A 26,492-nucleotide genomic window follows, 5' to 3' on the forward strand; every position below is an offset into this window, starting at 1 on the left:
CGGGCACCCGCCGCAAACGCAAATCACCGCTGATCGCGCCGTGTTCACTGAAGCGTATGCGCTGATCCCCAAAGGCGTGATGCGCGACATCGTCACCAGCAATCTTCCCTTTTGGGAAGGCACCCGGCTGTGGGTGCTGGCGCGGCCGCTGTCGGGGTTCGCCGAGACGTTCTCCCAGTACATTATGGAAGTCCAGCCCCAAGGGGGCAGCGATAAGCCTGAGCCAGACTCCCAGGCGGAAGGCGTACTGTTTATTGTGGAAGGTGAGTTAACGCTTACTTTGTCGGGTGAGCGCCACACCCTGCAGCCCGGCGGCTATGCGTTTATTCCCCCTGGCAGCTCGTGGCAGGTGCGCAACGAATCCAACGCGCCGGTACGTTTCCACTGGGTACGCAAGGCCTATGAGTTTGTGGAAGGGCTCGAGGTGCCAACGGCGTTTGTCACCAACGAGCAGGACATTGCGCCTATCGAAATGCCGGGCACCGAAGGACGCTGGGCCACCACACGCTTTGTCGGCCCTGCGGACGTTCGCCACGATATGCATGTGAATATCGTTACCTTTCAGCCCGGCGGCGTAATTCCTTTCGATGAAACCCATGTCATGGAACACGGCCTTTACGTGCTCGAAGGCAAAGCGGTTTATCACCTGAATCAAAACTGGGTAGAAGTGGAAGCGGGCGATTTCATGTGGTTACGCGCCTTCTGCCCCCAGGCTTGCTACGCCGCTGGCCCAGGGCCGTTCCGATATCTGCTGTATAAAGATGTTAATCGCCATCCTGCTCTTCGTCTGGGGGCTCGTTAAAACTGGTTGCTCCAGCTTTTCAAGCAGGCAGCTTTAAAGGGTCGCGAGCTAAAGCTGCCTCCCACTAGTGCATTTATCAGGCTGGAAGTAGCCATGCCACGCTGAGTAACAAAGAACTTTAGAAGGATACAACAATGCTAGAGCTAAAAGCCGAGCCGTTGACCGCAGAGGCCTTCGCCCCTTTTGGCGATGTGATTGATGCGCGCACCTCAGCGTCGTTTCCCATCAACGCCGGGCGCACGCAGCGCCACCATGATCTTGCCAAGGTGGAAACACTGGGTGAAAACGCTCACACGCTGATTAATATCTTCGTGAGCCAGCCGATTACACTGCCGTTGGAGCTAACGTTTTTAGAGCGTCACCCCCAGGGCAGTCAGGCGTTTATGCCGCTGCACCAGGAGCGCTTTATTGTGGTGGTAGCCCCACCGGGGGAACATATTAACCCTGCAGACGTGCGAGCTTTTGTCACCGATGGCCGCCAAGGGGTGAACTACCGAGCAGGCACTTGGCACGCCATTCAATCGGTGCTGGAGCGTGAAGGCGAGTTTTTGGTAGTGGATCGGGGCGGTGATGGCAATAACTGCGATGAGTTTCCTCTCACGATCACCGTGACGTTGACTTAAACCAACCTCCTGCGTTGCACTGCTGTCATATAGAGCGCGTTAAACTGGTAAGCTAGGCTTTGTCTGAAAAGTCGGCGAGCGAAGGCCAGACAAGGCAAAAATTGGCGAAAAGACGGAGTTTACGTGTTGTAAATGAGTACTTTGAGCCGATTTTTAACGCCGTATGGTCGAGCGCAGCCAGTTTTCAGACAGAGCCTAGGGTTACTGAGTAGAATTACTTAATAAAAGTCACTACACGCTAAATTGCATGGTTGGAACATTATGAACGCACTGCACTTCTCCTCGATCCGTCGTACCAAAATTGTCGCCACCCTTGGGCCTGCCAGCGACCGGGAAGGCGTATTGGAAGCCATGCTCAAGGCGGGTGTCGATGTGGTGCGTCTTAACTTCTCCCATGGCACAGCGGATGATCACCGCCGCCGACTAACCGAGGTACGTGAAATAGCCGCCAAGCTAGGCCGCAGCGTCGCGGTGTTGGGCGATCTACAGGGGCCCAAGATTCGTATTGCGCGGTTTAGAGATGGGGCCGTGGTGCTTAAAGAGGGCCAGCCGTTTATTCTTGATATGGCGCTGGATGGCGATGCGGGCGATGTGCATCAAGTCGGCTGCGACTATAAGACCTTGTCCCAAGACGTGACCGCCGGTGACCGCCTGCTGTTAGATGACGGACGTTTGGTGCTGGACGTGGCCCGTGTTGACGGCCAACAGGTGCATACCACCGTGGTAGTGGGTGGCAAGCTCTCTAACCATAAAGGCATCAACAAGCAGGGCGGCGGACTCTCCGCTCCGGCATTGACTGAAAAAGATAAAGAAGACCTTAAGACCGCCGTTGAGATTGGCGTCGATTACCTGGCCATTTCTTTCCCCCGCCATGCTGAAGATATGCTCGAAGCACGCCGCTTATTAGGTGAGGCGGGTAAAGAGATTGGCCTGGTGGCCAAAGTCGAACGTGCCGAAGCCGTAGCGGATGATGCCACCCTGGATGGCATTATCGAAGCTTCTGAGGCGGTCATGGTGGCGCGCGGTGATCTAGGCGTAGAAATTGGCGATGCCAAGTTGGTCGGCGTGCAAAAGCGCATGATCAAACGAGCACGTTCGCTAAATCGTGCGGTCATTACCGCCACGCAAATGATGGAGAGCATGATTTCAGCGCCACTTCCCACCCGCGCTGAGGTGTTTGACGTGGCCAACGCGGTGCTGGATGGCAGCGATGCGGTCATGCTCTCGGCGGAAACCGCGGCGGGCGACTACCCGCTGGAAACCGTAGAAGCCATGTCACGTGTTTGCCTGGGAGCTGAGCGGGAAAAAACCGCCCAGGAGTCCGGTCACCGTATTCATGAAGGCTTTTCCCGCCCTGACGAGACCATTGCGCTCTCCGCCATGTACGCGGCCAACCATATGACCGGCATTACCGCGATTGCCTGTATGACCTCATCGGGCTATACACCGCTGATCGCTTCGCGCATTCGTTCGGGCCTGCCGATTGTCGGCTTGGCGCATAATCCCATTGCCCAACGCCGCATGGCGCTCTACCGCGGTGTTGTTTCGCTACCGTTCGATACCTCCGAAATGAGCGCCACCGAGCTAAACGACCGGGCCCTCGAGATGCTTGTCAAGACCGGTATCTCCAAACCTGGCGACCATGTAATCCTAACTCGCGGCGACCATATGAACGCCCATGGCGGCACCAATACCATGAAGGTAATGGAGATTACTGACGAGCATGCTAAAAGCTAAATTAGCCCATGGGTTGCTGCTCGCCTGCTTGCTTCTGATAGGTTCCCCTGCGCAGGCGGAGGCGCCTATCGTGGCGGCGGCCTCTGATCTACAGTTTGCGCTGACAGAAGCCGCCGAGCAGTTTCAGCAGGAAACCGGCCACGCCCTACGGCTAAACTTTGGCTCGTCAGGCAACTTCCGGCGTCAAATTGCCCAGGGCGCGCCCTTTGAGCTCTATCTCTCTGCTGACGAGCGCTACGTTCAAGCGCTTTATGAGGAGGGCTACACTCAAGATGAGGGCGTGATTTACGCCATTGGTCGTTTAGTGTGGCTGCAGCGCGCAGGGCGTGGTGATTTACCTAACGAGGAGACGCCGCTTGAAGCGGTTAAAACCGCGTTAGAGGCGGGGACTACTGAGCGCATCGCCCTGGCCAACCCTGAACACGCCCCCTATGGCGTGGCGGCGCGGCAGGCGCTTGAGTACGCCGGGCTTTGGGAGCAAACAGAGCCGCTGCGGATACTGGGCGAAAACGTCTCCCAGGCGGCGCAGTTTGCGCTCTCCGACGATGCGCGCGGTGGGCTGGTGGCTTACTCCTTGGCGCTGGCTCCCACACTAGGTGAGCGAAGTGAGTACATACTCATTCCTGAGGCTTGGCATAGTCCATTACGCCAGCGCATGGTACTGACCAACCAGGCTGGGGAGATTGCCACGGCCTTCTATCAATGGTTGCAAGAGGACGAGGGACAATCCATTTTGCGTACCTATGGTTTTAACGCTGAATAAGGGTTTTAACGCCGAATAATGGCTTTAGCGTCGAATGATGAGCGCTTCTTAATGGATGACATTTAATGGATTGGTCGGCGCTTTCGGTCTCGTTACGTCTCGCGGCATTTACCTGTCTCATCTTACTGCCCATTGCCATTTGGCTAGGTCGCTCTCTGGCCTATGCGCGTTTCCGCGGCAAAGGGCTATGCGAAGCGCTGATCGCACTACCGCTGGTATTGCCGCCTACCGTACTGGGCTTTTATCTGCTGTTGAGCTTTGGCCGCGACGCGCCAGTGGGCTCGTTTTGGGCAGCAATGACCGGTAGCGGGCTGAATTTCACTTTCACTGGCATACTATTGGCCTCCCTGATCGCCAATTTGCCGTTTGCCGTGCAGCCCATTCAGCGTGCCTTTGAACATGTGCCCCACAACCTGCGTGAAGCGGCTTGGTGCAGTGGGCTAAGCCCTTGGCAGACGCTGCTGCGCATCGAGCTGCCCTTGATGTGGCCAGGCATTATGTCAGCGGCAGCGCTTACCTTTGCCCATACGCTGGGCGAATTTGGCGTCATCTTGATGGTGGGTGGCGCCATTGATGGTGAAACCCGCACTCTCGCCATTGCCATCTATGATCGCGTCCAGGCCTTCGATGAACAGGGCGCTGCACAGATGTCGGCGCTGTTGCTGTTGGTATCGTTTATTACCTTGGGGCTCGTCTATGGTCTGGCCGGGCGCAGGCGGTGGGTACGTGGCTGATTCGCGCATCACAGAGCCGGTCTCTGGGCCGATTGCAGGGTTGAGCGTGGCGGTCAATCAAACGGGGCCGATTCCACTGGCCGCCGAGTTTGTTTGCCAACCCGGTGAACTGCTTGCGCTGGTAGGGCCATCGGGCAGCGGCAAAACCACGCTGCTGCGCACCATTGCCGGGCTTTATCGCCCCCAGGGCGGGCGAGTGGAGTGCGCTGGAGAGGTTTGGTTTGACGCCGAGCGTAAGCATTCACTCTCGCCCCAGCGTAGACAGGTCGGCATAGTGTTTCAGGACTATGCGCTATTTCCGCACCTAACCGCCTCACGAAATATTCAGCTCCCTCTGCGCCACCTGCCCCAACCGCAACGCCGTGAACAGGCCGAGCAGTGGCTAGCCAAGGTGCGTTTAGACGGGCTGGGCAAGCGCTACCCCAACGCGCTTTCGGGGGGCCAGCGCCAGCGTGTGGCGCTGGCCCGTGCCTTGGCCCGCGACCCCAAAGTGCTGTTACTCGATGAGCCGTTTTCGGCGGTGGATCAAGTGACCCGGCGGCGGTTGCAGCGCGAGCTGGCGCTGCTGCGTCAGCAGATCGACATCCCTATTGTACTGGTGACCCACGACCTGGAAGAAGCCGCCGCGCTGGCCGACCAAATCTGCGTGTTGCATAACGGCGTCAGCCTGCAGCAAGATGCTCCTGATGTGCTTTTTCGTCGGCCGTTGTCGCCGCTGGTGGCGCGCTTGTTAGACCGCCATAATCTGTTTGAAGGGATAGTGGTGGATGAGGGCGGCAAGCGTCGGCTGCGGTGGGGCGAAAATTATCTAGAGGTAGCCGAGGGGCTAGATAATCTGACGCTGGGTGAAACAGTCACCTGGTACTTGCCGCCCTCCGATATTGTGCTTCACCGTCGCGGCCGTCCTTCACACGGCGAGCGGGAGAACCCGGTCGTTGCCACCGTTAGCGAACTGGTCGTACTGGGCGGCATCACTTCAGTTTCGCTAAGCGTCGATCACGGCGATATGTTACGTTTTGATATTGCCACCCATGCCGCCCGGCGTAATCAGTTAACCAGCGGCGCCGTGGTGAAGGTTTCGCTGCTGGCAGCAGGCATTTACCTTTTGCCAGGCCACCAAGTTCGCGCAGATGCGCATGACAAAAGGAAGTAAGCATGGATCCCACGCGTCGCACGCTGCTTAAGGCGTCTTTACTGTTACCGATGGCGGCGCTGTTGCCGATGTCGCTACTCAGCTCGTTTGCTTGGGGGCAGGCGTCTGCACAAGAGATGCAGACGCTGGCGCTGGCTATTCACAGCGAGGGCGGCCCACATCGTCTAGAGGTTGAAGTGGCGGAAACGGCTTCTCAGCGTCAGCGCGGGTTAATGGGGCGTGAGAGCTTGCCCGAAAAAAGTGGCATGCTGTTTCGCTTTGAGAACGAGCAGTCGGCCAACAATGCCTTTTGGATGTATCGCACGCTAATCCCTCTGGATATTGCCTTTATCGATAGCGATGGGCGGATTGTGGCGATTAATACCATGCAGCCCTGTGAATCCTCGTCGCCGAGCGACTGCCCCTCTTATCCTGCAGGTGCGGCTTATCATTCAGCGCTAGAGGTTAATGGCGGCTATTTTGCTGAGCGCGGTATCAAAGTAGGGGACTGTGTTTCTATTCCTGAAGAAGTCGGTTTCTGCCAGCCTGGAGATTAAACTGGGCGGCGGCGAAACCTGACCACGATCAGGGCTATACCCTCGACCACTAAGCCGCCGCCGACTCGTTTATGCACGCCTAGGCTGTCGTCCATTAACAGCGCGCCGGTACCTCTTCCGCCTGCTGCAAGCCAATTAACAGCAGAGCGAAGCTCAGAAGGTCATTGTATACGCTGCGCGATCTCTCGCCACAGCGCGGTGTAGGCGCGACTGCCCCGACTGCTGCGGGCGAAATGCCCGACCGGAGCGCGTTCGATACCCATACGCTCGACCTCACTGGCGTTGGGCACGGTCGTCGATAAGCGCCTCGGCCAGCGTTCGCTGAGACTCTCCATCACCTGGCGGTGCAGGGTCTTGCGACGGTCGGCGAGGGTCACGAATGGCCAGATCGGGCAGGCATGGTCGACCGCGTCGAGATGACCGTCCAGTTGCTCAAGAGTGCGCAACGACAGGGTGGTCGGTACCATCGGCACCAGCAGGGCATCGACGCTGGAAAAGATCTGCTCGGCGAGTGCCGACAGGCTCGGCGGGCAGTCGAGTATCACCAGGTCGTAACTGCCCATCACCGGCTTGAGGATCTTGCGCAGCCGACTGGGCTTGCGGGTTTCCATCGACGCTTCCAGGTCGCGCGAGCCCAGCGCCGCTGGCAGCAGGTCGAGCCCTTCGATGTCGGTCTCGCGGATCGCCCGGTCGAGATCGGCCTTGCCCTTGACCAGTTTGTCGACGCCACCACGCACTTTGGGTTTGCTGCGTAGATAGAAGGTGGTGGCGGCCTGCGGATCGAGATCCCACAGCAATACTCGCCTGCCGTCGCGTGCCGCTTCGGCGGCGAGGTTGACGGCGGAGGCGGTCTTGCCCACGCCCCCCTTGATACTGTAAAGCGCCAGCATCTGCATAGGGAACTCCCGGCTTGGTGACTGTTCAGTCTAACTGATTGGCCTGAGTGGATATGTGACGTTTCGATGACGGTGCTGCTGCCGATGTCGCTACGCTGATTTCCCTCGATATGACCTTTATCGGCGGCGGCGAAATCTGATCACAATCAGGGCTATACCCGCGACCACTAAGCCGCCGCCCACTAGTTTATGCACGCCTAGGCTGTCGCCCATTAACAGCGCGCCTAGGCCGACTGCCAATACCGGTACGAGTAGCGTCATGGGTACCACGCGATTAACCGGGTGACGGCGTAAAAGCGCATACCAAATCCCGTAAGCGACAATCGACGACATTACGGCGGTGTAAATCATCGCCCCCCAGCCTAACCAAGTTGCTTGCTGCATCGCCTGCCACTGACCGCTCTCAAATAGCCATGACCCCAACCCTACCTGAGGCACCGCGAACAGCGCCACCCAGCCTGCCAACGCCATCGGCGCAATGGGCGGGCCACGCTTGATCAACAGCTGCGACACCGCCCAGCCCATGGCACTGCACAACAGAATCGCCAGTGGTAAAGGAGAGGGCAGCGTTGGCCCACCGGCCAGTACGACTACCCCAGCAAAAGAGAGTAGCAGCCCGACAATCCGTTTGGGGCCTAGCTTCTCTTTTAGAAAGATGACCGCTAGCAATGTGGCAAAGGGCGTGCCCATCTGTACTAAAAGCGCGCCGGTACCTGCTTCTGCATGCTCCAAACCAATAAACAGAAGAGCGAAGTGGAGGCTGCCGAAGGTGATGGATAACAGTAGCAAAAACGGCAATTGCACTCGCGCCACCGGGTAGAAGGGCACCAGCAGAACTGCGACCAGCATAAAACGTAGGGTGGTCATCAATAGCGGCGGTAGCTCCGCTACACCGACCTTGATAACAATGATATTCAGCGCCCAAATGGCGATAACAAAGAGGCCGAGCAGCAGGTCGCGTAGTGGCACGTTGATGTCCGTTGGTGGATGGAAACGATAGCCATTGTATCAGCTTGGGAGACGGCAAAAATAATAGTGAAATGAGCCGTTGGTAAGCGCCGCTACTGCTTGATACCAAAGTATTAGTATTTTCTTTAATAGTCTATATGTTGTTGATAATAAATTGGTTATGAATTGACTTGTGTGAGTATTAAGTCCTTTTTGTCCCCTTAAAAGCGGTAAACAAAGCGGCTGACTTGCACATTTTACTGAGACGTTCTAAAAAAATGTAACCGATTACATTTTTGCGTCGGCGCTTTCACAATATATAACAATCCAACAACAATGAGGTGGATATGGATACCCCGCTACGCCCAAAGCGTTTGAGTTCACAGGCTCTGCTGGCTGCTAGTGCAGTGGCGCTGTCGGTGCTGAGTGTACCTGGCGTTGTTCAGGCTCAACAAAGTAGCACAGCAGAATTACCCATTGCTGTTCAAATGTATACGCTGCGTGATTTTGGCAATTTGGAGGAGCAGTTAGCCGCCGTAAATCGGGCGGGAATCTCTGCCATTGAGACGGTGGGCACCCAGGACGTGACAGCCGAAGAACTCAACGCTTTGTTAGAAGAGCACGCGCTTGAGGTGATCTCAAGCCATGTGCAACTAGATGACCTGCGCAATCGCTTGGACGAAACGGTGGCTTTCAATCAGGCGGTGAGTAACGACACCTTAACAATGCCTTATCTAGCCGAGGACGCACGCCCTAGCGATGCCGAAGGCTGGCAGGCGCTGGGTAAAGAGCTAGGTGATATTGCCGCTGAGCTAGATGCTGAAGGTGTCCGCTTGGCGTACCACAACCATGATTTCGAGATGGAAGTGTATGACGGTAAAACCGCGTTAGAGCATCTGTTTGATGCTGCTGGATCTGATCTGCTGGCGGAATTGGATATCGCCTGGGTGGCACGTGGCGGGTTTGACCCGGTTGAGTATGTCTCGCGTTTCGATGGCCAACTGTTTGCTGTTCACGCCAAAGATAATGCTCCAGAAGGCACCGCCGAAGAAGAGGGCGGTTTCGCCACACTCGGGGAAGGTGTACTGGATTGGGATGCAATCTTGCCTGCCATCGAGGCCGCTGGTGTTGAGTGGTACATCATCGAACACGATATGCCACTAGACGCAGAAGCGGTGATTACCGAGGGAAACAGCTTCTTACAGGAAAAACTGACAGCGCTTCGAGAAGAGTAATGCACGCCTAGGCCATCTCATTTAGATGACGAACGCGAGGATGTTTTATGAAGCGCTACCTTATTGATCGGCGTAGCCTGCTGCGCCACAGCGTTACCGGTGCTATTGGGCTGGCGGCGCTACCTCAGCTTGGATCTCAAGCCCTAGCTGACGATATGCCTTCTCAGCGAGCACTAAAAGGCAATATCCACCATTCAGTCGCTCGTTGGACATTCGATTTTCTGTCTCTGGAAGAGCTTTGCCAGCTTTCAACTGAGTTGGGTATTACGGCGATTGATCTGGTGGGGCCAGAAGAGTGGCCTGTGCTTCAGCGGTATGGGCTCGACTCTTCCATGTGTAATGGCGCTGAGTTGAGCCTTGAGGATGGCTGGGGCGATACCCGCTTTCACTCAGAGCTGATTGAGCGATACCTTCAGCATATCGATCTGGTCAGCCAGGCGGGCTACACCAATCTCATTTGTTTTAGCGGCAATGCCCGGGGTATGAGCCCTGAGCAGGGTTTGCAAAATGCCGAAACGGGACTGAAGCAGATTCTTACCCAGGCAGAGGCAAAAGGCGTGGTGCTACAGATGGAGCTGTTCAACAGCAAAATCGACCACCCCGATTACCTTTGTGACAACTCTGCATGGGGGATCGAGCTTAGTCGACGGCTTGATTCGCCCAACTTCAAGCTGCTCTATGACATCTATCACATGCAGATTAGTGAGGGCGATGTCATTCGCACTATCCGCGAAAATCATCACTTTTTCGGCCATTACCATACTGCCGGGGTGCCTGGGCGCCATGAAATAGACGACACCCAAGAGCTTAACTACCCCGCAATTTGCCGCGCTATTCGAGATACCGGCTTTCAGGGCTATATCGCCCAAGAATTTCTCCCTGACCGTACTAGCCAACAGGCAAAAATAGAATCACTCCAGGCAGCTATTCAGCGCTGCGATGTGTGATTCGACGCGAACAACAACACAATAAGGAAGATGACCATGCCAGATAATCACTACGATGCCATCGTGGTTGGCTCAGGCATTAGCGGCGGCTGGGCCGCTAAAGAACTTACAGAGAAAGGCTTGAAGGTTTTACTGCTTGAGCGTGGGCGCAACATTGAACACGTGAAGGATTACCACAATGCCCATAAAGAGGCGTGGGATTATCCCCACCGCAATGAGCCGACCCAGGAGATGATCGCTAAACACCCCGTGCTCAGGCGCGACTACCCCCTTAACGAAGCCACCATGGGCATGTGGGCGGATGAACAGGCCAATCCCTACGTGGAAGAGAAGCGCTTTGACTGGTTTCGCGGCTATCACGTAGGGGGGCGCTCACTGCTTTGGGGGCGGCAAAGCTATCGGCTCAGCCCTATGGACTTCGAGGCCAACCAGCGTGAAGGCATCGCCATTGATTGGCCGATTCGCTATGAAGATATCGCCCCGTGGTATGACTATGTGGAGCGCTTTGCCGGTATTGCAGGTACTCAGGAAGGGCTAGATATTCTTCCCGATGGCGAGTTTCTGCCGCCAATACCGCTTAACTGCGTGGAAAAAGATGCCGCCAAGCGTATTAAAGCGGCCTTTGGTGGGCAGCGCCATCTTATCCACAGCCGAGTCGCCAATATTACCCAGCCAAAGCCGGAACAAAATCGCGTCAACTGCCAATACCGCAATAAATGCTGGCTGGGTTGCCCTTATGGTGCCTATTTCAGCACCCAGTCCGCCACGCTTCCCGCGGCGGTGGCCACAGGTAATCTAACGTTACGGCCATTCTCGATTGTCAGCCAGGTGCTGTACGACAAAGACCGTCAGCGGGCGCGGGGCGTTGAGGTGATTGACGCTGAGACCCATGAAGTCCATGAGTACACCGCTGATGTCATCTTCCTCAATGCGTCTACGTTCAACACTACCTGGATTTTGATGAACTCCGCCACCGATGTCTGGGAAGGGGGCTTGGGCAGTAGCAGCGGCGAACTGGGTCACAACGTGATGGATCACCACTTCCGCTGCGGTGCCAGTGGCGAAGTGGAAGGCTATCTCGACAAATACTACTTCGGACGCCGTCCTGCGGGCTTTTACATTCCGCGCTTTCGCAACGTAGGCGATGAGCAGCGAAACTACGTGCGCGGGTTTGGTTATCAAGGCGCGGCGAGCCGCGAGGGCTGGGATCGCGAAATTGCAGAGCTCAATATCGGCACTGATTTAAAGCAAGCACTTAGCCAGCCAGGCGGTTGGACGATCGGTATGACGGGCTTCGGCGAAATGCTGCCCGATCACGATAACCGCATCTCCCTTGACCACAGCGTTCGCGATAAATGGGGGCTGCCGGTGCTGTCGATCGACGTTGAACTCAAGCAAAACGAGCGCGATATGCGTCGGGACATGGTTCAAGATGCGGTCGACTTACTTGAGGCCGCGGGCGTGAAGAACGTCACAGGTGACGTAGGCGATTACGCGCCAGGCATGGGGATCCATGAGATGGGCACCGCGCGTATGGGCCGTGACCCGAAAACCTCAGTGCTCAATAGCCACAACCAGGTGTGGGATGCGCCCAATGTGTTTGTTACGGATGGCGCCTGCATGACGTCATCCTCTTGTGTAAATCCTTCTCTAACCTATATGGCGCTTACCGCTCGGGCGGTGGACTATGCGGTGGAAGAGCTGAAGTGGGGGAACCTGTCATGAATCGTCGCGAATTACTCAAAATGATCGCCCTGACGACCGGTACAGCGATGATTGGAGGCAAATCCCTATTTGCCTTTAGCGATGCTGGCCAGTCAGACCACCCCTTTAGCAGCCGCGATGTAGAGCGACTGGACGAGCTTGCCGAAACCATTCTGCCGAGAACCGATACCCCAGGTGCTAAAGACGCTGGCGTCGGGGAGTTTATGGCCCTGTTCGTCAGCGACTGCTATACGCCCTCAGAAAGAGAGGTGTTCTATTTTGGTTTAGCGCAGCTTGAGGCGCGTAGCCGAGCGGCTTACGAACGTGATTTTATAGCGCTGAGTGGCGAGCAGCGGTTAGAGCTCATAACCGAGTTGGATCGCGAAGCGATGGCGCACGCCCAGCAACAGGCTCGTAGAGAGCAGCCAACCCCTGCTGAGGAACTGACCGCAGAGACCCAGACTGCGCAAAATCAAACGGCGGAAACCCAGTCATCCCAGGAGCACGCGGATAGCGAGGAAGCGCTTCCACACTACTTCACTATGATGAAGCAGCTAACGCTGTTCGGCTTCTTCACCTCAGAAGTTGGCGCGACTGAAGTCTTGCGCTACGAAGCGGTGCCAGGCCGCTACGAGGGCTGCGCGCCTTATAACGGCGAGCCTGCTTGGGCTACTTAATGGAGCGGAGAGCATTGATGAAAAATCAGCAAACCTACGATTTACAAAGTCGCGCCTATGCCCCAGCGCTTTGCTTACTGGTCTGCGGCAGTTTGTTGGCATTCGACAGCGCGGCACAAGAAGACGCCTCGAAAGAGGCGCTGACACCCGAGCAGCAATCTACCAAAACCGAAGTGTGGGAGCCTGTGCCTCCTTTGGTTTCAGTGCCTGAGACGGGCGTTCCCTCCGATGCCATCGTGCTATTCGATGGCGCCGATTTAGACGCATGGGAATCTGAAGAGGGCGGGCCAGCCGAGTGGCACGTGGAAGAGGACGTGATGACGGTGAATCGGGGCGCGGGAGGAATACGCACACGCCAGGATTTCTGCGACGTGCAGCTCTACCTGGAGTGGCGAGCACCGGCCGATATCGATGGCATGGAGGGTCAAGATCGTGGCAATAGCGGCGTCTTCCTGCAAGAGCGTTATGAAGTGCAAGTGCTGGACTCCTATGACAACCCGACCTATCCCAACGGCCAGGCGGCATCTATCTACAAACAGCATATTCCGTTAGTCAACGCATCCCGCCCGCCTGGTGAGTGGCAGAGCTATAACATCCTCTACACCGCGCCACGTTTTGATGATGAAGGCGCCCTTGAATCGCCTGCCTACATCACCGTTCTGCATAACGGTGTAGTGGTTCAGCACCATGCTGAAGTGCAAGGCACCACCGAGTGGATTGGCGAACCCAATTACGAAGAAGCCCACGGCTGCGCACCCATTTACCTGCAGGATCACGATGCGGACGTTAGCTTTCGAAACGTTTGGGTGAGAGAGTTATAGTCAGGCGCTTTTAAGCACCCTCAGCGAGCAAGCCCAGTCTTCTGATGCTAGATATATCGGGGACTGGGCTTTTTTGTATCGCCCTCATTGACTATGCTGTAATACATTGTAGTCGTTGGGGTGAGGATATAGATATGGGTGTCACTACAGTTCGTCTTCAGACAGACGTTGAACAGCATCTGGAAGCTATCGCGAGCAGGCTCCACCGGAGCAAAGGCTGGGTGATCAACCAGGCGTTGTCGGAATACATCGAGAAGCAACAGCTTGAGCAAGAGCGTTGGAGGCAAACGCTGGAGGCAATGGAGTCTGCCGCACAGGGGAAGGTGGTTGATAGCAGCGAGGTTCATCGTTGGCTCAATAGCTGGGGAACCGAAAATGAGCAGGATGCACCGAGGTCGGGTAGGTGAAACTGGTTTACACGGATGAAGCCATTGAAGATTTGCAGCGCCTTAGAGAGTTCATCGCCATCCATAATCCATCAGCAGCAGGCCGGATAGCAGCTGAGCTGGTCGGCAAAATCGACTTACTGCCAGACTTCCCTAAAATGGGAACGCCGGTTGAAATGGCACCGGATTCTGTTCGTGACATGGTCTTTGGTAAGTACGTTATCCGCTATTCAGTACATCCGAGCGTCATCATTATTCTGCGCGTATGGCACGAACTGGAAGGTGAGCGTTAGCCATTAAGCCAGCTGCGATTCCCGGCTATGGCAAAATAGAAGTGAAAAGAAAGCGGATTTGGTTATGTATTTACGTTTAACCGAAAGGGAGTTTTATGGACGGCTTTGTTGAAGAGATAGGCAGGGGGTTTTTTAGGGTAATAGGTTACATACTGGCAGAGATATTCTTCAGAACAGTTTGTTACTGGGTTGGCTGGCCAATCTGCAAGCTAGTTACTTTGGGAAAATATCCTTCGGCGTCTGAAGTGATATATCTCAATGAGCATAGGAGTCGAGCCGACGGCGTTTTGTGTGCAGTAGTGGGTTTGCTTGCGTTGATTGTGTTGGCTCTGTATCTGTTAGGACAGTTTTCGTACAAAGCTTAGTAAGCCGGGTGCCGCCAATACACCCGGCTGTTATTATGCTCTATCCCCTTACACGTTAGGCTTAACCGTTACGCTTTTGTCGTTTTTAAAGGTGAGGTAGAACAACACCAGCACCGCGATAGCAAATACCGCTGGGAACATCCAGATGCCTTGCCAGTCGTGCGCGCCGTTGGTGGAGAAATGGTCGGTAATCTGACCGGCTACCCAGAAGCCTATTAGCATGCCTACCCCGTAAGTGGCCAGCGTGATCATGCCCTGGGCAGAGCTTTTAAACTTCTCCCCTGCGCGGGCATCGGTGTAGATTTGGCCGGTCACGAAGAAGAAGTCGTAGCACACGCCATGCAGTGCAATACCAATCAAGAGCATAAACACCATCTCATCGGCGTTACCGAACGCAAACAGCGCATAGCGTAGCGCCCACGCCAGCATACCGATCAGCAAGGTTTTCTTGATACCAAAGCGATGAATAAAGACCGGTAGCAACAGCATAAACAGCACTTCCGATACCTGGCCCAGGGTCATTTTGCCGGTTGGATTGGTCACGCCGATCTCGGCGAGAAAAGGGTTGGCGTTTTGGTAATAAAATGCCAGCGGAATACAAATCAGAATAGAGGCGATAAAGAAGATGGCGTAGTTGCGGTCTTTCAGTAAAGCCAGTGCATCTAGCCCCAGCACCTCTTTTAAGCCCACCGGGCCATCTGCTTTAGGCGGCGTGGCGGGCAGGCTAAAGCTGTATAGGCCTAGGGCTAATGATGCGATAGCGCACATCAAAAAGGTGTTACGCAGCATGCCGTCGGCGATGCCTTGGGAAGAGTCCCAGGCGAATAAGTAGCTGATCCCCAGACCCGCGATAATCCAGCCAATGGTTCCCCATACGCGGATTTTGGCGAACTCCTGGCCTGGGTCGCTCATTTGGCGAAAAGAGACTGAGTTAACCAGCGCCAGTGTCGGCATATAGATAATCATATACATCAACACTAACGGGTAAAACGTACTGAAATCGCTGGCGACATACAGGCCGTACATTAACGCAGCGCCTGCTAAGTGGAGTACGGCGAGAATACGCTCGGCGTTGAAATAGCGGTCAGCGATCAAGCCAATAATGAAAGGGGCAATAATGGCACCCCAGGATTGGGTGGAGAACGCCATGCCAATCTGGCCACCGCTGGCGTTGAGGTTGTTGGCCAGGAAGGTGCCCAGAGTGACAAACCAGCCGCCCCAGATAAAGAACTGCAAAAACATCATGATGCTGAGTCGTGTGCGTATCATAGCCATGACGTGATCCTTTGTTGTGGTTGTGATTAAAAAAACAGTCAATTAACGGTGTGAAGGAAGACCAAGAATTCGACGGTTGCGCGAAACACTGGTAGTGACACCGGCAAAATCATCAAAAGCGCGATCGGCGGGTTGAATCAGATGGGCCTGGATGAAAGACGCGCCCTCTGCGGCGCCTTGGGCGGCGTCCTTAATACAGCACTCCCACTCAAGCACCGCCCAGCCATCAAATCCGTACTGCGTCAGGCGGCTAAAAATCCCGCTGAAATCAATCTGCCCATCCCCTAATGAGCGAAAGCGCCCGGGGCGTTCTACCCAGCCTTGGTAACCGCCATAAACGCCGCTGCGGCCGTTGGGGTTAAATTCAGCGTCTTTAACGTGGAACATGCCGATACGCTCGTGGTAGCGGTCGATAAACTCGAGATAATCCAACTGCTGCAGCAGTAAGTGGCTGGGGTCATAAAGAATTTTCGCCCGTGGATGGTTGTCCACCGCGGTTAGAAAGCGCTCAAAAGAAGCGCCGTCATGGAGATCTTCACCAGGGTGGATTTCAAAGCACAGGTCAACGCCAGCTTCTTCAAAGGCCTCCAGTATTGGCCGCCACCGCCGGGCCAGCTCGTTGAAGCCTTCTTCAACTAACCCTTCTGGGCGCTGGGGCCAGGGGTAAACAAAGGGCCAAAGCAGCGCGCCGGAAAACGTCGCGTGAGCCGTTAAACCAAGCCGTTGGCTGGCTTTGGCAGCCAGCTTTAGCTGCTCAATGGCCCACTCGGTACGCTCCTGCGGCTTGCCGTGTAGCTCAACAGGCGCAAAATCATCGAATAAGTCGTCGCAAGCGGGATGCACGGCGACCAGTTGGCCCTGTAAGTGGGTAGAGAGTTCACTGATCACAACGCCGGCTTTTTCACAGCGGGCGTTTAACTCATCACAGTAACTTTGGCTTTCAGCGGCCTTGTGCAGGTCGATAAAACGACTGTCTGCAGTGGCAGTGGGTAGCTGAATGGCTTGATAGCCGTGTTCGGCCGCCCAACGAGCGATACCGTCGAGGCTATCGAAAGGCGCTTCGTCGCCGATAAACTGGGCCAGGAAAATGGCGGGCCCGCGGATGCCTTGATGGGTGTTGGGCATGATTAGGCTCCCGTTAGTTGAGTGGCAGGCAGTGGCGTCCATTTCTGTTCGCTTTTGGCGCTGGTGGTGACGGCCTCGATAAACGCCATGCCACGTAGCCCGGAGGCCATACCGGGAACGCCCTCAACGTCGCCTTGCTTGCCTTGATGAATGGCGTGGGCAAAGTCGCGGTAAAGGTTGCCGAGTGCTTCCAGATACCCCTCTGGGTGGCCGCCGGGTAGGCGCAAGCGTTGCATCGCGCTGGGGAAAAGGTCGGGTTGGTCGATGCCCGCACGGAGGGTGCGCATCGGTGCTTGAAGCGGGCGGTAGAACAGGCTGTTGGGCTCCATTTGGTGCCACTCCAACGCCCCTTGGTCGCCGTAAATACGTATTTTAAGTGCGTTTTCTTCCCCGCTGCAGATCTGGCTGGCAATGAGGGTTCCGCTGGCACCTTGTTCAGTGCGCAGCAGTACATCGCCATCATCGTCTAATTGGCGGCCATCGGCGTGGCTGGCAAGCGAGGCGCAGAGAGCGCTAACACGATGTCCGGAAATAAACTCGGCGAGGCCGAAAGCATGGGTGCCAATGTCGGCCATGCAGCCGCTGATACCTGCGAGCGAAGGGTCGGTGCGCCACGCGGCTTGTTTATTACCCTGCTGTTCTAAACGCTCGCCTAGCCAGCCCTGAGGATACTCCACATGAATTTTGCGAATGCTACCTATTTGGCCCTCGCTCACCATTTCTCGGGCTTGCCATACCATGGGGTAGCCTAAGTAGGTATGCGCCAAGCCATACAGGCAGCCGCTGGCATGCCAGCTTGCTGCTAAGCGCTGAGCTTCTTGGAGTGATACTGCCGCCGGTTTTTCGCAGAACACATGAAAGCCTGCCTGCATGGCCGCTTCCGCGATCGGCACGTGAAGATGATTAGGCGTTACGATCACCAATAACTGCATGCGTTGTTCGGCGGGAAGTTGCTGCTCGCCTTCCAGTAATTGCTGCCAGTCAGCGTAAATACGCTCGTCGGGGAGGTGGCACGCTTCGCCAGTCAGTTGGTTGTTATCCGCCGAGCGGCTAAAGGCTCCACATACCAGCTCGCAGGTATCGTCGAGGCGAGCAGCTAAGCGGTGAACTTGGCCGATAAACGCCCCTTGTCCGCCGCCGATCATGCCTAAGCGGATGCGGGGTTGATTGGGTCGCGGCATAGAGAGGCTCCTGCTTTAATAAAGCGTTTGATTTTTCAGGTGGCGCTTGGTCAGGCTGTGCGAGTATAGTCGGCAATGTAACCGGTTACATTTGGCTTGAAATTAGGGCTTCACGCTATAAGCGTCAATGCGACAAAGGTCTATCGGTGCGCGCGAAGGGTTGGGAAATCGCGCGCTGAGTTTAACGCTGGGATACGTTAAGCTGAGATGAATAATGCCGCGCAACCATCTGCTTACGGCGATTACCTAGTGATAAGGGAGGCCATGACCAATATACGTAAGGTCGCCGAGTTGGCGGGGGTATCGGTAGCGACCGTATCACGCGCGTTAAAGTCGCCGGATATCGTCTCACCGGCCACCCGGGAAAAAGTGCTGAAGGCCGTTGATCAAGCGGGCTACAAGCCTAATTTGATGGCGGTTCAGTTTCGCTCTCAACGTACTTATAACTTAGTGGTATTGGTACCCACGATCGCAAACACCTTTTTTGCGCGGGTAATCAGCGGTATTCAGGAAGCTGCCCAAGAACGCGGCTACGGCGTTCTGCTGTGTAATACGCTTGGTAATGAGGCGATGGAAACCCAATACGCCAGTTTAGTCAGTACCCGCCAGGCGGATGGCGTAATTCAACTGCGTGCTTTTAACCCTTTTTCTGAAAAGGCGTTTCCTGCTGGGGCGGTATTGCCCATGATCAATGCCTGCGAGGTGCTGGACGATGCGCCCTGTCCCACCGTCAAACTCGATAACCGCGCGGCAGCCCGGGAGGCCACCGAGCACTTGATCTCCCTGGGGCATCGTCGAATTGGCATGATTAAAGGGCCTCGGCGCAGCCCCTTGACCCGTGATCGCCAACAAGGCTACCAGGATGCGTTGAGCGCAGCGGGCATTCCGTTAGATGAGTGCCTGCTTTGTCCTGGCGATTTCACGCCACGTTCTGGTTATCAGGCGGCTGAAACGCTTATGGCTTTAGCGGAGCGCCCCTCCGCCATTTTTTGTGAAAGCGATGAAATGGCCATAGGCGCTATAAGCCGTATCAAAGAAGCGGGCCTGCGGGTGCCGGAGGATATTTCGGTGGCAGGCTTTGATGATATTGCGTTTGCTTCTTACAGCGACCCGCCGTTGACGACGATTGCCCAACCGGCGGAAGCCTTCGGACGCGAAGCTGTTGCGATGTTGATCGAGGTGCTGGAAGGAAGGCAAGTAGACAATTTGGTGTTGCCATATACCCTGGTCTCAAGGGCCAGTACTGCAACATGCCGACCTTAGGCGACTTCCTTTCGCGCCCTAAGTGCATACAATAAGTGGGGCTTTCTCGAAAAGCTTCACAACTGCTGTCCACGCACACCACTAAACGCACATCATAAAAATAGCTAAAAAAGGATCTACCATGACGCTGACACGCCCAATGGCTCGTTTAACCGCTGGCTTGGCCGGTGCGGCTCTGCTGACCGCCTCCCTTTCTGCACAAGCACGCGAACTCTCGGTTTCTACGGTTTTGTCTGACGCTTTCCCCTGGGGGCAGGCGGCTGAGAAGTGGGCCGAACTAGTTGAGGAGCGTAGCGACGGCGAGTTAACGCTGCGCGTTTACCCCAACTCTCAACTGGTTTCCGGTGACCAAACCCGCGAATTCTCCGCAATGCGCTCCGGGTTGATTGATGCCGCTGTGGGCTCGACCATCAACTGGTCGCCCCAGGTGCCGGAACTTAATCTATTCTCTTTACCGTTCTTCATTCCCGATGAAGCCGCCGTTGATGCGGTTACCGGTGGTGAAGCAGGGGAGTTGGTTTTTGAAGCAATCGAATCTCGTGGCGTTATCCCGTTAGCCTGGGGTGAAAACGGTTTCCGCCAGGTTTCCAATTCTCGCGGGCCGATTAGCCAGCCAGACGACTTGGACGGCCTGAAAATCCGCGTTGTTGGCTCGCCGCTGTTCCAGGATACCTTCTCGGCATTGGGCGCCGACCCCACCCAAATGAGCTGGACAGACGCTCAGCCTGCGCTGACCACCGGCGCCGTTGATGGCCAGGAAAACCCACTCTCTGTGTTTGACGTCGCGCGCATTGATCAAGTCGGCCAGGAGCATTTGACACTCTGGAACTACATGAATGACCCACTGATTTTTGCGGTCAATCAGCAGGTATGGCAAACATTGAGCGAAGAGCAGCAAACCCTGCTGCGCGAAACCGCGGTAGAAGCGGGTGAGTGGGAAATCACCATGACCCGTGAAGAAGAGGGCGAGCGGCTTGCGGCGATTCAAGAGCGCGGCGTCACAGTAACCGAGCTTTCCGATGAGCAGTACCAGGCGTTTGTCGATGCCACCCAGTCCGTTTACGAAAAATGGGCGCCGCGGATTGGTGAAGAGGTGGTAGAGGCCGCACAAGCCGCTATCGACGCGCGTTAATTACTTTTGATGTTCAAACTCCCGGCCTTGAAGGCTGGGAGTTTTTTGCTGTGAGGCTGCCATGAAAGGCTTTCCTGATGCGCGCCCTGAACGTTGGCTGGGCGCGCTGGCATTAATCATTATCTCATTGATTAGTCTTGGTAATGTGATTACTCGCTACTTAACCGGCGGCTCTTTTTCATTTACCGAAGAGTTTTCTGTGTTTTTGTTGGTAGTCCTGACCTTTGCCGGTGCCTCGGTGGCGCTGCGGCGTAACCGCCATATTCGTATTGGCTTTTTGGAACGGGCATTGCCGCTCAAGTACCGTCGTGCACTGATCCTTTTTCAAGCGCTTGGCGGTGCCACCGTGCTGGGTTTGATCACTTGGTATGGCGGCAAGATGGCCTGGCAAGAGTATCAGTGGGAGTCGCTGTCACCAGGGCTTGGCTTGCCTCAGTGGTGGTATTTAGTCTGGCTGCCCGTGCTTTCTGCGGCCATGGTGTGGCGCTTATGCCAGCAAACCGCCGACCGTTTAACGGGGAGGCTCACCGATGAGCCCTGATGTGTGGATGATACTGGCGTTTGCGGGGCTGCTGATAGCGGGGGTGCCGGTAGCGTTTTCGCTGGCGCTCTCCGGGGCCGTTGGCATCGTGCTGGGTTTGTCGCCGGACATGCTCGCAACGATGGGTACCAATACCTATAACAGTATTGCCAAGTACCCTTTGATTGCGATTCCGCTGTTTATCTTAACCGGGCTTATTTTTGAACGTTCCGGTGTAGCGCTGCGTTTAGTGCGTTTTGCCCAGGCTTTGATTGGCCCGCGCCACGGTGGCTTAGCCTTGGTGGCGGTGCTGGTGTGTATGATTATGGGCGGAATGAGTGGCTCAGGCCCTGCTGATGCCGCGGCGGTTGCGATGGTGATGCTGCCGAGTATGACCAAAGCGGGCTACCCCAAGCCGTTTTCCGCCACGCTGATTGCCGCCTCTGCCTCGACGGCGATTCTCATTCCCCCTTCAGTGGCGCTGATTCTTTACTCGATCGTGGTGCCGGGCGTCGATTTACGCGCACTTTTCGCAGCAGGTTTATTTCCCGGTATTCTGGCGGGGCTGGCGCTACTGGTGCCCGCTATGCTCGTTTCCAAACGCTACGGTTGGGAGGGCGGCACACCCATAGAGGGGGCTGAAAGGCTAAGTGTGCGATCCACTTTTAAACAGGCGATACCGGCGCTGTTTGCCCCGGTGCTGATTTTGGGGGGGTTGCGTTCAGGGCTGTTTACACCCACCGAAGCGGCCGTGGTAGCCGTTGCTTATGGTGCGATTGTCGGTTTGTTTCTAACCCGCGAGCTGTCGCTGCGTGATTTATGGGAGCTATTGGGTGAGGCGGCGATTATTTCCGGCGTGGTGATGCTGATTATCGCTCTGGCGGGGATTTTTGCCTGGGCAGGCACCATGCTGGGCACCTTCCGCCACTTGGCGGAATGGATTATTAGCCTGACCGATAACGGCGTTTTGCTGCTAATCCTGGTGATGTTAGCAGTGTTGGTCGCTGGGATGCTGTTGGATGCGATCTCGATTTATTTGATCATGATGCCGATTTTGATCCCCGTGATGCAGCATTTTGAGTGGAACCCGGTGTGGTTTGGGATTCTGTTGGCGATGAATATTGCCATTGGCCAATTTACCCCGCCGGTGGCGGTGAATTTGATGGTGACCACCGAAGTGGCCAAAATTCGCTTGGAGCAGACCATCGGATGGGCGCTGCTGTTTGTCGTTGCAATGGGCTGTGCGCTAGCGCTAGTGGCAATCTTCCCCGCTATCGCGCTATGGCTGCCGCGCGTTTTGGGCTATAACGTTGACTAATTTTGCTTACCCTTTTGCGTACCTTATGCAAAGGCGGTATAGCAGTTAACGTTCCCTAAACGATGAAGACCGCTACACTGAGTATTAGACGACAGCGAAATTCATTATTTAGCGTATTACATTTCGCTAATTAGGTTTTTTTCGCTAAAGTAATGCTAGCAGGCAGCTTATGGGTCGCCTGTAACCGTTTGTCTAGAAAATAGAATGTCTTGAAAACGTTTTGGAACAAGGGCACCTGAGGGAACGGTTCATCAGGTGAGACCAAAGCGTGCGATGCTCGTAACATCAAATACGCTCACAACATCAATACAAAGAGGTGTGTTCATGAAACGCCATGTATTTTCCACTACTGCTTTCTCCGGTGCGCTACTTGCCGCCGCTGCTTTCGCCTCACCGGCAATGGCACAGGATGACGAGCAATTCATCACCATTGGCACCGGTGGCCAAACCGGCGTTTACTACGTCGTGGGTCAGTCGATCTGTCGTTTGGTTAATCGTCTCGAAGACGCCGATATTAAGTGTAATGCACCTTCCACCGGTGGTTCTGTCGCCAATATCAATGGCATCAAGTCCGGCGAATTGGACATGGGTGTCGCTCAATCCGATGTTCAGTATCAAGCCTACAACGGCACTGGGAATTTCGAAGGCGAGCCCTACGAAGAGCTGCGTGCGGTGTTCCGTGTCCACGGTGAGCCGTTGACGCTGCTTGCGCGGGCTGATTCTGGCATCGAGACGCTCGATGACTTGGAAGGCAAGCGTGTCAACATTGGTAATCCAGGTTCGGGCCAGCGCAACACCATGGAAGTGGTGATGGAAGCCAAGGGCTGGACTGAAGATACCTTCTCGCTGGCATCTCAGCTTGATGCTGCCGAGCAAGCGGCGGCACTCGCTGATAATAACGTCGATGCCATGGTATACGTGGTTGGCCATCCCAATGGCTCCATCCAGGAAGCCACCACCACCGTTGATGCTCGTCTGATTCCGTTGAACGACGAAGACATTCAAGGCATCGTCGATGAATATCCTTACTACGCCGCATCGGTAATTCCGGGTGGTCTGTATCGCGGCAATGACGAAGATGTCGAAACCTTCGGCGTGGCAGCGACCTTTGTCACCACCGCTGAGGCTGACGAAGAAGTGATCTATCAGACCGTCAAGGCGGTTTTTGACAACTTCGATCGTTTCAAGCGTCTGCATCCGGCCTTCGAAAATCTTGATCCAGAAGAGATGGTGAGTGAAGGGCTTTCCGCACCGTTGCACGATGGGGCAGCGCGTTACTACCGTGAACAAGGCTGGATTGAGTAATCCAGACGCCTAAGGTGATACTACCTTAGTAAGAAATGCGCGGTTACCTCAGGGTGCCGCGCATTTTGGTTTAGAATGTTGATAGGGCGTTTAAAATGTTGATAGGGCATTTCGATATGGCAATGATGCGTCAATCGACTCGGAGCGGGGCAGGCAGATGACAGACGATAAGAACAGGCCTTCGGGAGCCGGAGTAGACTTGGAGGATATGGTCGCCTCCAGCGACACAGGAGCCCGCAAGCCAGCCGGCATGCCCGGAAAGCTTTTGGTAAGCATTGCGGCAGTGTGGTCTCTTTTTCAATTGTGGATCGCTTCGCCAGTGCCCTTCGTCCTTGGGTTTGGTGTATTTAGTGCCACTGAGGCGCGTTCTATTCACTTGGCCTTTGCGCTTTTTTTGGCGTATATGGCTTATCCGGCACTCAAGCGCTCCCCGCGCGACCGTGTTCCGATTCAGGATTGGGTGCTTGCAGCGGCGGCGGCCTTCTGTGGCGCTTACATGTTTATGTTTTACGAGCAGTTATCCCAGCGCCCCGGCGCACCGATACTGCAGGACGTTATTATTGGCATCGCAGGGATACTGCTGCTGCTCGAGGCGACGCGTCGAGCGCTTGGCCCGCCGTTAATGATTGTAGCGTCGGTTTTTCTTCTCTATAGCCTGGCTGGCCCTTGGATGCCGGGTATTCTTTCCCATGGTGGGGTGAGCCTCTTTGGCTTGATTAATCACCAGTGGTTGACTACGCAGGGGGTCTTCGGTATCGCTCTGGGGGTATCAACCAGCTTCGTGTTTCTGTTTGTGTTATTCGGTGCCCTGCTCGATAAGGCCGGCGCTGGCAATTACTTTATCAAGGTGGCGTTCTCACTATTGGGCCACTATCGCGGCGGACCAGCGAAAGCTGCCGTGGTGGCCTCGGCCATGACCGGTCTGATTTCCGGCTCCTCGATTGCCAATGTGGTAACCACTGGTACTTTCACGGTGCCGATGATGAAACGTGTCGGATTTTCCGCGGAAAAGGCGGGCGCTGTTGAAGTGGCGTCATCGGTCAATGGACAGATTATGCCTCCGGTAATGGGGGCGGCCGCTTTCTTGATGGTCGAGTATGTGGGCATCTCTTATGTCGAGGTGATCAAGCATGCCTTCCTTCCCGCGCTGATCTCCTATATTGCGCTGGTCTACATCGTTCACCTTGAGGCCCTCAAGGCCAACATGAAGGGGCTGCAAAGCAGTAACCCACCTAAGCCGCTGGTCAATAAAGTGATTGGCTTTCTCGGTGGCTTGCTACTGATGATGGGCACCGCCCTGGCTGTTTATTACGGCCTTGGCTGGCTCAAGCCGGTACTGGGGGATGCGACCCCCTGGGTGGTAGCCGTTGGACTTACGGTCATTTATATCGCCCTGCTCAAACTGGCGGCCGGTTACCCAGAGCTCGAGCTCGATGACCCTAACCAACCGATCTTTACACTGCCCCAGACCAAACCGACGGTGCTGGTTGGCTTGCAGTACATCCTGCCGGTTATTGTGCTGGTGTGGTGTCTGATGGTGGAACGTTTATCGCCAGGACTGTCGGCTTTCTGGGCCACCGTTTTCATGATTTTCATTATTCTGACCCAGCGCCCCATTACGTCAATCTTTCGCGGACGCAGCGATATGAGGGCGGATCTGCGTGAAGGCGCGATGGATCTTTGGAATGGCCTGGTCACTGGTGCCCGCAACATGATCGGCATTGGCATTGCCACGGCCACCGCCGGTATCATCGTCGGTGCCGTCTCCCAGACCGGGGTGGGTCTGGTGCTAGCCGAAGTGGTGGAAACGCTGGCCATGGGCAACTTGATGCTAATCTTGCTGCTTACCGCTGTGCTTAGCTTGATCCTCGGCATGGGGCTGCCTACGACAGCAAACTACATCGTCGTATCGGCACTACTGGCACCGGTCATCGTCAACCTGGGCGCTCAAAATGGCTTGCTGGTACCATTGATTGCGGTACACCTGTTCGTGTTCTACTTCGGCATCATGGCCGACGTTACCCCACCGGTGGGGCTGGCCTCCTTTGCGGCGGCGGCAGTATCCGGTGGCGATCCCATTCGAACCGGTTTCCAGGCGTTCTATTACAGCCTTCGTACAGCGGCGCTGCCGTTTCTGTTTATCTTCAATACCGATCTGCTACTCATCGATGTGACCTTCCTTCAGGGGGTGTTGATCTTTGTGGTGTCGACCATCGCCATGTTGATCTTCGCTGCCGCGACCCAGGGCTTTATGATTACGCGCAACCGCTGGTATGAGTCTATCGTGCTGCTGCTGATTGCGTTCACGCTGTTCCGGCCTGGTTTCTGGATGGACATGATTCATGATCCCTACGAATCCATCCCACCCGCGCAATTCGTCGAAGCGCTGGGTGATGTGGATGAAGACTCCACTTTGCGTTTGCAGATTGCGGGTCTTGATGATTATGGCGATCCCATGACCACTTACATGACATTACCGGTACCTGAAGGCGAAACAGGTCAGGAGCGGCTCAATAACCTGGGCATGGAGCTATTTATTGAGGATGGCACGGCAACCGTTGATATGGTGACCTACGGCAGCCAAGCGGCAGAGCTCGGTTTCGACTTCGATCAAGAAATCATCGAAGTTCTGGCCCCCGTCGACCGCTGGACTAAGGAGCTAATGTGGATTCCTGCCTTCTTGGTCTTTGGGTTGATCGTATTGATGCAGCGTCGGCGTCGCGATAACACGCAAGCTGCCGCCACCGCATGAA

Annotated in this window: 25 protein-coding genes; 20 read left to right on the top strand and 5 right to left on the bottom strand. The window is 55.5% G+C overall.

The features are described from left to right. From HALA3H3_RS14220 to HALA3H3_RS14250, 7 genes are all read left to right on the top strand, one after another. Positions 1-802, top strand: an 802-nt coding sequence (locus HALA3H3_RS14220; RefSeq protein ID WP_053856997.1) for a bifunctional allantoicase/(S)-ureidoglycine aminohydrolase, incomplete at its 5' end; no start/stop codon positions are given. Positions 803-936: 134 nt separating this feature from the next. Continuing rightward, positions 937-1,425 carry an ureidoglycolate lyase gene (locus HALA3H3_RS14225; RefSeq protein WP_022522264.1) on the top strand — a complete coding sequence of 163 codons (489 nt, stop codon included), beginning with the start codon at positions 937-939 and terminating at the stop codon, positions 1,423-1,425. Positions 1,426-1,686: 261 nt separating this feature from the next. Next, entirely contained in the window at positions 1,687-3,162 is a 1,476-nt protein-coding gene (gene pyk / locus HALA3H3_RS14230; protein WP_022522265.1) for a pyruvate kinase, read from the top strand. Further along, the gene (gene modA / locus HALA3H3_RS14235) at positions 3,149-3,925 is read left to right on the top strand and encodes a molybdate ABC transporter substrate-binding protein (protein WP_022522266.1); all 777 of its coding nucleotides are present in this window, start codon (positions 3,149-3,151) and stop codon (positions 3,923-3,925) included. Before pyk ends, modA begins: the two co-directional genes overlap by 14 nt. A gap of 65 nt (positions 3,926-3,990) precedes the next feature. After that, positions 3,991-4,659: a molybdate ABC transporter permease subunit gene (gene modB / locus HALA3H3_RS14240; RefSeq protein WP_022522267.1), complete on the top strand. Its 669-nt coding sequence runs from the start codon at positions 3,991-3,993 to the stop codon at positions 4,657-4,659. Further along, positions 4,652-5,812 (top strand): ABC transporter ATP-binding protein, encoded by a 1,161-nt coding sequence (locus HALA3H3_RS14245; RefSeq protein ID WP_236557347.1) that lies wholly within the window; start codon positions 4,652-4,654, stop codon positions 5,810-5,812. The genes modB and HALA3H3_RS14245 overlap by 8 nt, the downstream gene beginning before the upstream one ends. A gap of 2 nt (positions 5,813-5,814) precedes the next feature. Next, positions 5,815-6,348, top strand: coding sequence for a DUF192 domain-containing protein (locus HALA3H3_RS14250; protein WP_022522269.1), 534 nt, complete (start codon positions 5,815-5,817; stop codon positions 6,346-6,348). 161 nt (positions 6,349-6,509) lie between these two features. Here HALA3H3_RS14250 and HALA3H3_RS14255 read toward each other — a convergent pair whose 3' ends face one another. Both HALA3H3_RS14255 and HALA3H3_RS14260 read right to left on the bottom strand, forming a co-directional pair. Next, positions 6,510-7,244, bottom strand: a complete 735-nt coding sequence (locus HALA3H3_RS14255; protein ID WP_022522270.1) for a ParA family protein — start codon at positions 7,242-7,244, stop codon at positions 6,510-6,512. A 117-nt stretch (positions 7,245-7,361) separates the two neighbouring features. Next, on the bottom strand, positions 7,362-8,213 hold the full coding sequence (locus HALA3H3_RS14260; protein ID WP_022522271.1) for a DMT family transporter: 852 nt from the start codon (positions 8,211-8,213) through the stop codon (positions 7,362-7,364). Between the two features lie 326 nt (positions 8,214-8,539). On the opposite strand from HALA3H3_RS14260, the gene HALA3H3_RS14265 reads away from it, so the two are divergent. The 7 genes from HALA3H3_RS14265 to HALA3H3_RS14295 all read left to right on the top strand — a co-directional run bounded on the left by HALA3H3_RS14265 (position 8,540) and on the right by HALA3H3_RS14295 (position 14,255). Beyond that, positions 8,540-9,427, top strand: coding sequence for a sugar phosphate isomerase/epimerase family protein (locus HALA3H3_RS14265; RefSeq protein ID WP_022522272.1), 888 nt, complete (start codon positions 8,540-8,542; stop codon positions 9,425-9,427). Between the two features lie 47 nt (positions 9,428-9,474). Further along, complete coding sequence (locus tag HALA3H3_RS14270) at positions 9,475-10,374, top strand: hydroxypyruvate isomerase family protein (RefSeq protein ID WP_022522273.1); 900 nt, start codon at positions 9,475-9,477, stop codon at positions 10,372-10,374. A 36-nt stretch (positions 10,375-10,410) separates the two neighbouring features. Then, entirely contained in the window at positions 10,411-12,099 is a 1,689-nt protein-coding gene (locus tag HALA3H3_RS14275) for a GMC oxidoreductase (RefSeq protein ID WP_022522274.1), read from the top strand. Then, complete coding sequence (locus HALA3H3_RS14280) at positions 12,096-12,755, top strand: gluconate 2-dehydrogenase subunit 3 family protein (RefSeq protein WP_022522275.1); 660 nt, start codon at positions 12,096-12,098, stop codon at positions 12,753-12,755. Before HALA3H3_RS14275 ends, HALA3H3_RS14280 begins: the two co-directional genes overlap by 4 nt. Positions 12,756-12,772: 17 nt before the next feature. After that, a complete protein-coding gene (locus HALA3H3_RS14285; RefSeq protein ID WP_053856998.1) occupies positions 12,773-13,576 on the top strand; it encodes a 3-keto-disaccharide hydrolase in 804 nt (267 codons plus the stop codon). A gap of 134 nt (positions 13,577-13,710) precedes the next feature. Next, positions 13,711-13,983: a CopG family ribbon-helix-helix protein gene (locus HALA3H3_RS14290; RefSeq protein ID WP_022522277.1), complete on the top strand. Its 273-nt coding sequence runs from the start codon at positions 13,711-13,713 to the stop codon at positions 13,981-13,983. Continuing rightward, positions 13,980-14,255 carry a type II toxin-antitoxin system RelE/ParE family toxin gene (locus tag HALA3H3_RS14295; RefSeq protein WP_022522278.1) on the top strand — a complete coding sequence of 92 codons (276 nt, stop codon included), beginning with the start codon at positions 13,980-13,982 and terminating at the stop codon, positions 14,253-14,255. Before HALA3H3_RS14290 ends, HALA3H3_RS14295 begins: the two co-directional genes overlap by 4 nt. 413 nt (positions 14,256-14,668) lie before the next feature. On the opposite strand, the gene HALA3H3_RS14305 is transcribed toward HALA3H3_RS14295, so the two are convergent. The 3 genes from HALA3H3_RS14305 to HALA3H3_RS14315 are packed head-to-tail and all read right to left on the bottom strand — an operon-like array spanning position 14,669 to position 18,201. Continuing rightward, positions 14,669-15,895 (bottom strand): nucleoside permease, encoded by a 1,227-nt coding sequence (locus HALA3H3_RS14305; protein WP_022522279.1) that lies wholly within the window; start codon positions 15,893-15,895, stop codon positions 14,669-14,671. A gap of 42 nt (positions 15,896-15,937) precedes the next feature. Beyond that, positions 15,938-17,020 (bottom strand): sugar phosphate isomerase/epimerase family protein, encoded by a 1,083-nt coding sequence (locus HALA3H3_RS14310; protein WP_022522280.1) that lies wholly within the window; start codon positions 17,018-17,020, stop codon positions 15,938-15,940. Between the two features lie 2 nt (positions 17,021-17,022). Beyond that, complete coding sequence (locus HALA3H3_RS14315) at positions 17,023-18,201, bottom strand: Gfo/Idh/MocA family protein (RefSeq protein ID WP_022522281.1); 1,179 nt, start codon at positions 18,199-18,201, stop codon at positions 17,023-17,025. A gap of 264 nt (positions 18,202-18,465) precedes the next feature. Between HALA3H3_RS14315 and HALA3H3_RS14320 the strand changes: the two genes are divergently transcribed. From HALA3H3_RS14320 to HALA3H3_RS14345, 6 genes are all read left to right on the top strand, one after another. Further along, positions 18,466-19,464: a LacI family DNA-binding transcriptional regulator gene (locus tag HALA3H3_RS14320; RefSeq protein WP_053857000.1), complete on the top strand. Its 999-nt coding sequence runs from the start codon at positions 18,466-18,468 to the stop codon at positions 19,462-19,464. 121 nt (positions 19,465-19,585) lie between these two features. After that, the gene (locus HALA3H3_RS14325; protein WP_022522283.1) at positions 19,586-20,596 is read left to right on the top strand and encodes a DctP family TRAP transporter solute-binding subunit; all 1,011 of its coding nucleotides are present in this window, start codon (positions 19,586-19,588) and stop codon (positions 20,594-20,596) included. Positions 20,597-20,657: 61 nt separating this feature from the next. Continuing rightward, a complete protein-coding gene (locus HALA3H3_RS14330; RefSeq protein WP_022522284.1) occupies positions 20,658-21,137 on the top strand; it encodes a TRAP transporter small permease in 480 nt (159 codons plus the stop codon). Continuing rightward, entirely contained in the window at positions 21,127-22,434 is a 1,308-nt protein-coding gene (locus HALA3H3_RS14335; RefSeq protein WP_009287381.1) for a TRAP transporter large permease, read from the top strand. Before HALA3H3_RS14330 ends, HALA3H3_RS14335 begins: the two co-directional genes overlap by 11 nt. A 324-nt stretch (positions 22,435-22,758) precedes the next feature. After that, positions 22,759-23,739: a TAXI family TRAP transporter solute-binding subunit gene (locus tag HALA3H3_RS14340; protein ID WP_022522286.1), complete on the top strand. Its 981-nt coding sequence runs from the start codon at positions 22,759-22,761 to the stop codon at positions 23,737-23,739. Between the two features lie 157 nt (positions 23,740-23,896). After that, positions 23,897-26,491, top strand: coding sequence for a TRAP transporter permease (locus HALA3H3_RS14345; protein WP_022522287.1), 2,595 nt, complete (start codon positions 23,897-23,899; stop codon positions 26,489-26,491). Position 26,492: the final 1 nt, after the last annotated feature.

The organism is Halomonas sp. A3H3, from assembly GCF_000982975.1.
Taxonomy (GTDB): Bacteria; Pseudomonadota; Gammaproteobacteria; order Pseudomonadales; family Halomonadaceae; genus Vreelandella; species Vreelandella titanicae.

Coding starts and splice junctions, on each gene's coding strand:
- HALA3H3_RS14280 (WP_022522275.1), top strand. CDS start 12,096: ATGAATCGTCGCGAATTACTCAAAATGATCGCCCTGACGACCGGTACA.
- HALA3H3_RS14275 (WP_022522274.1), top strand. CDS start 10,411: ATGCCAGATAATCACTACGATGCCATCGTGGTTGGCTCAGGCATTAGC.
- HALA3H3_RS14310 (WP_022522280.1), bottom strand. CDS start 17,020: ATGCCCAACACCCATCAAGGCATCCGCGGGCCCGCCATTTTCCTGGCC.
- modA (WP_022522266.1), top strand. CDS start 3,149: ATGCTAAAAGCTAAATTAGCCCATGGGTTGCTGCTCGCCTGCTTGCTT.
- HALA3H3_RS14345 (WP_022522287.1), top strand. CDS start 23,897: ATGACAGACGATAAGAACAGGCCTTCGGGAGCCGGAGTAGACTTGGAG.
- HALA3H3_RS14255 (WP_022522270.1), bottom strand. CDS start 7,244: ATGCAGATGCTGGCGCTTTACAGTATCAAGGGGGGCGTGGGCAAGACC.
- HALA3H3_RS14325 (WP_022522283.1), top strand. CDS start 19,586: ATGACGCTGACACGCCCAATGGCTCGTTTAACCGCTGGCTTGGCCGGT.
- HALA3H3_RS14285 (WP_053856998.1), top strand. CDS start 12,773: ATGAAAAATCAGCAAACCTACGATTTACAAAGTCGCGCCTATGCCCCA.
- HALA3H3_RS14335 (WP_009287381.1), top strand. CDS start 21,127: ATGAGCCCTGATGTGTGGATGATACTGGCGTTTGCGGGGCTGCTGATA.
- HALA3H3_RS14265 (WP_022522272.1), top strand. CDS start 8,540: ATGGATACCCCGCTACGCCCAAAGCGTTTGAGTTCACAGGCTCTGCTG.
- HALA3H3_RS14340 (WP_022522286.1), top strand. CDS start 22,759: ATGAAACGCCATGTATTTTCCACTACTGCTTTCTCCGGTGCGCTACTT.
- HALA3H3_RS14290 (WP_022522277.1), top strand. CDS start 13,711: ATGGGTGTCACTACAGTTCGTCTTCAGACAGACGTTGAACAGCATCTG.
- HALA3H3_RS14270 (WP_022522273.1), top strand. CDS start 9,475: ATGAAGCGCTACCTTATTGATCGGCGTAGCCTGCTGCGCCACAGCGTT.
- HALA3H3_RS14320 (WP_053857000.1), top strand. CDS start 18,466: ATGACCAATATACGTAAGGTCGCCGAGTTGGCGGGGGTATCGGTAGCG.
- HALA3H3_RS14315 (WP_022522281.1), bottom strand. CDS start 18,201: ATGCCGCGACCCAATCAACCCCGCATCCGCTTAGGCATGATCGGCGGC.
- HALA3H3_RS14305 (WP_022522279.1), bottom strand. CDS start 15,895: ATGGCTATGATACGCACACGACTCAGCATCATGATGTTTTTGCAGTTC.
- modB (WP_022522267.1), top strand. CDS start 3,991: ATGGATTGGTCGGCGCTTTCGGTCTCGTTACGTCTCGCGGCATTTACC.
- HALA3H3_RS14330 (WP_022522284.1), top strand. CDS start 20,658: ATGAAAGGCTTTCCTGATGCGCGCCCTGAACGTTGGCTGGGCGCGCTG.
- pyk (WP_022522265.1), top strand. CDS start 1,687: ATGAACGCACTGCACTTCTCCTCGATCCGTCGTACCAAAATTGTCGCC.
- HALA3H3_RS14250 (WP_022522269.1), top strand. CDS start 5,815: ATGGATCCCACGCGTCGCACGCTGCTTAAGGCGTCTTTACTGTTACCG.
- HALA3H3_RS14225 (WP_022522264.1), top strand. CDS start 937: ATGCTAGAGCTAAAAGCCGAGCCGTTGACCGCAGAGGCCTTCGCCCCT.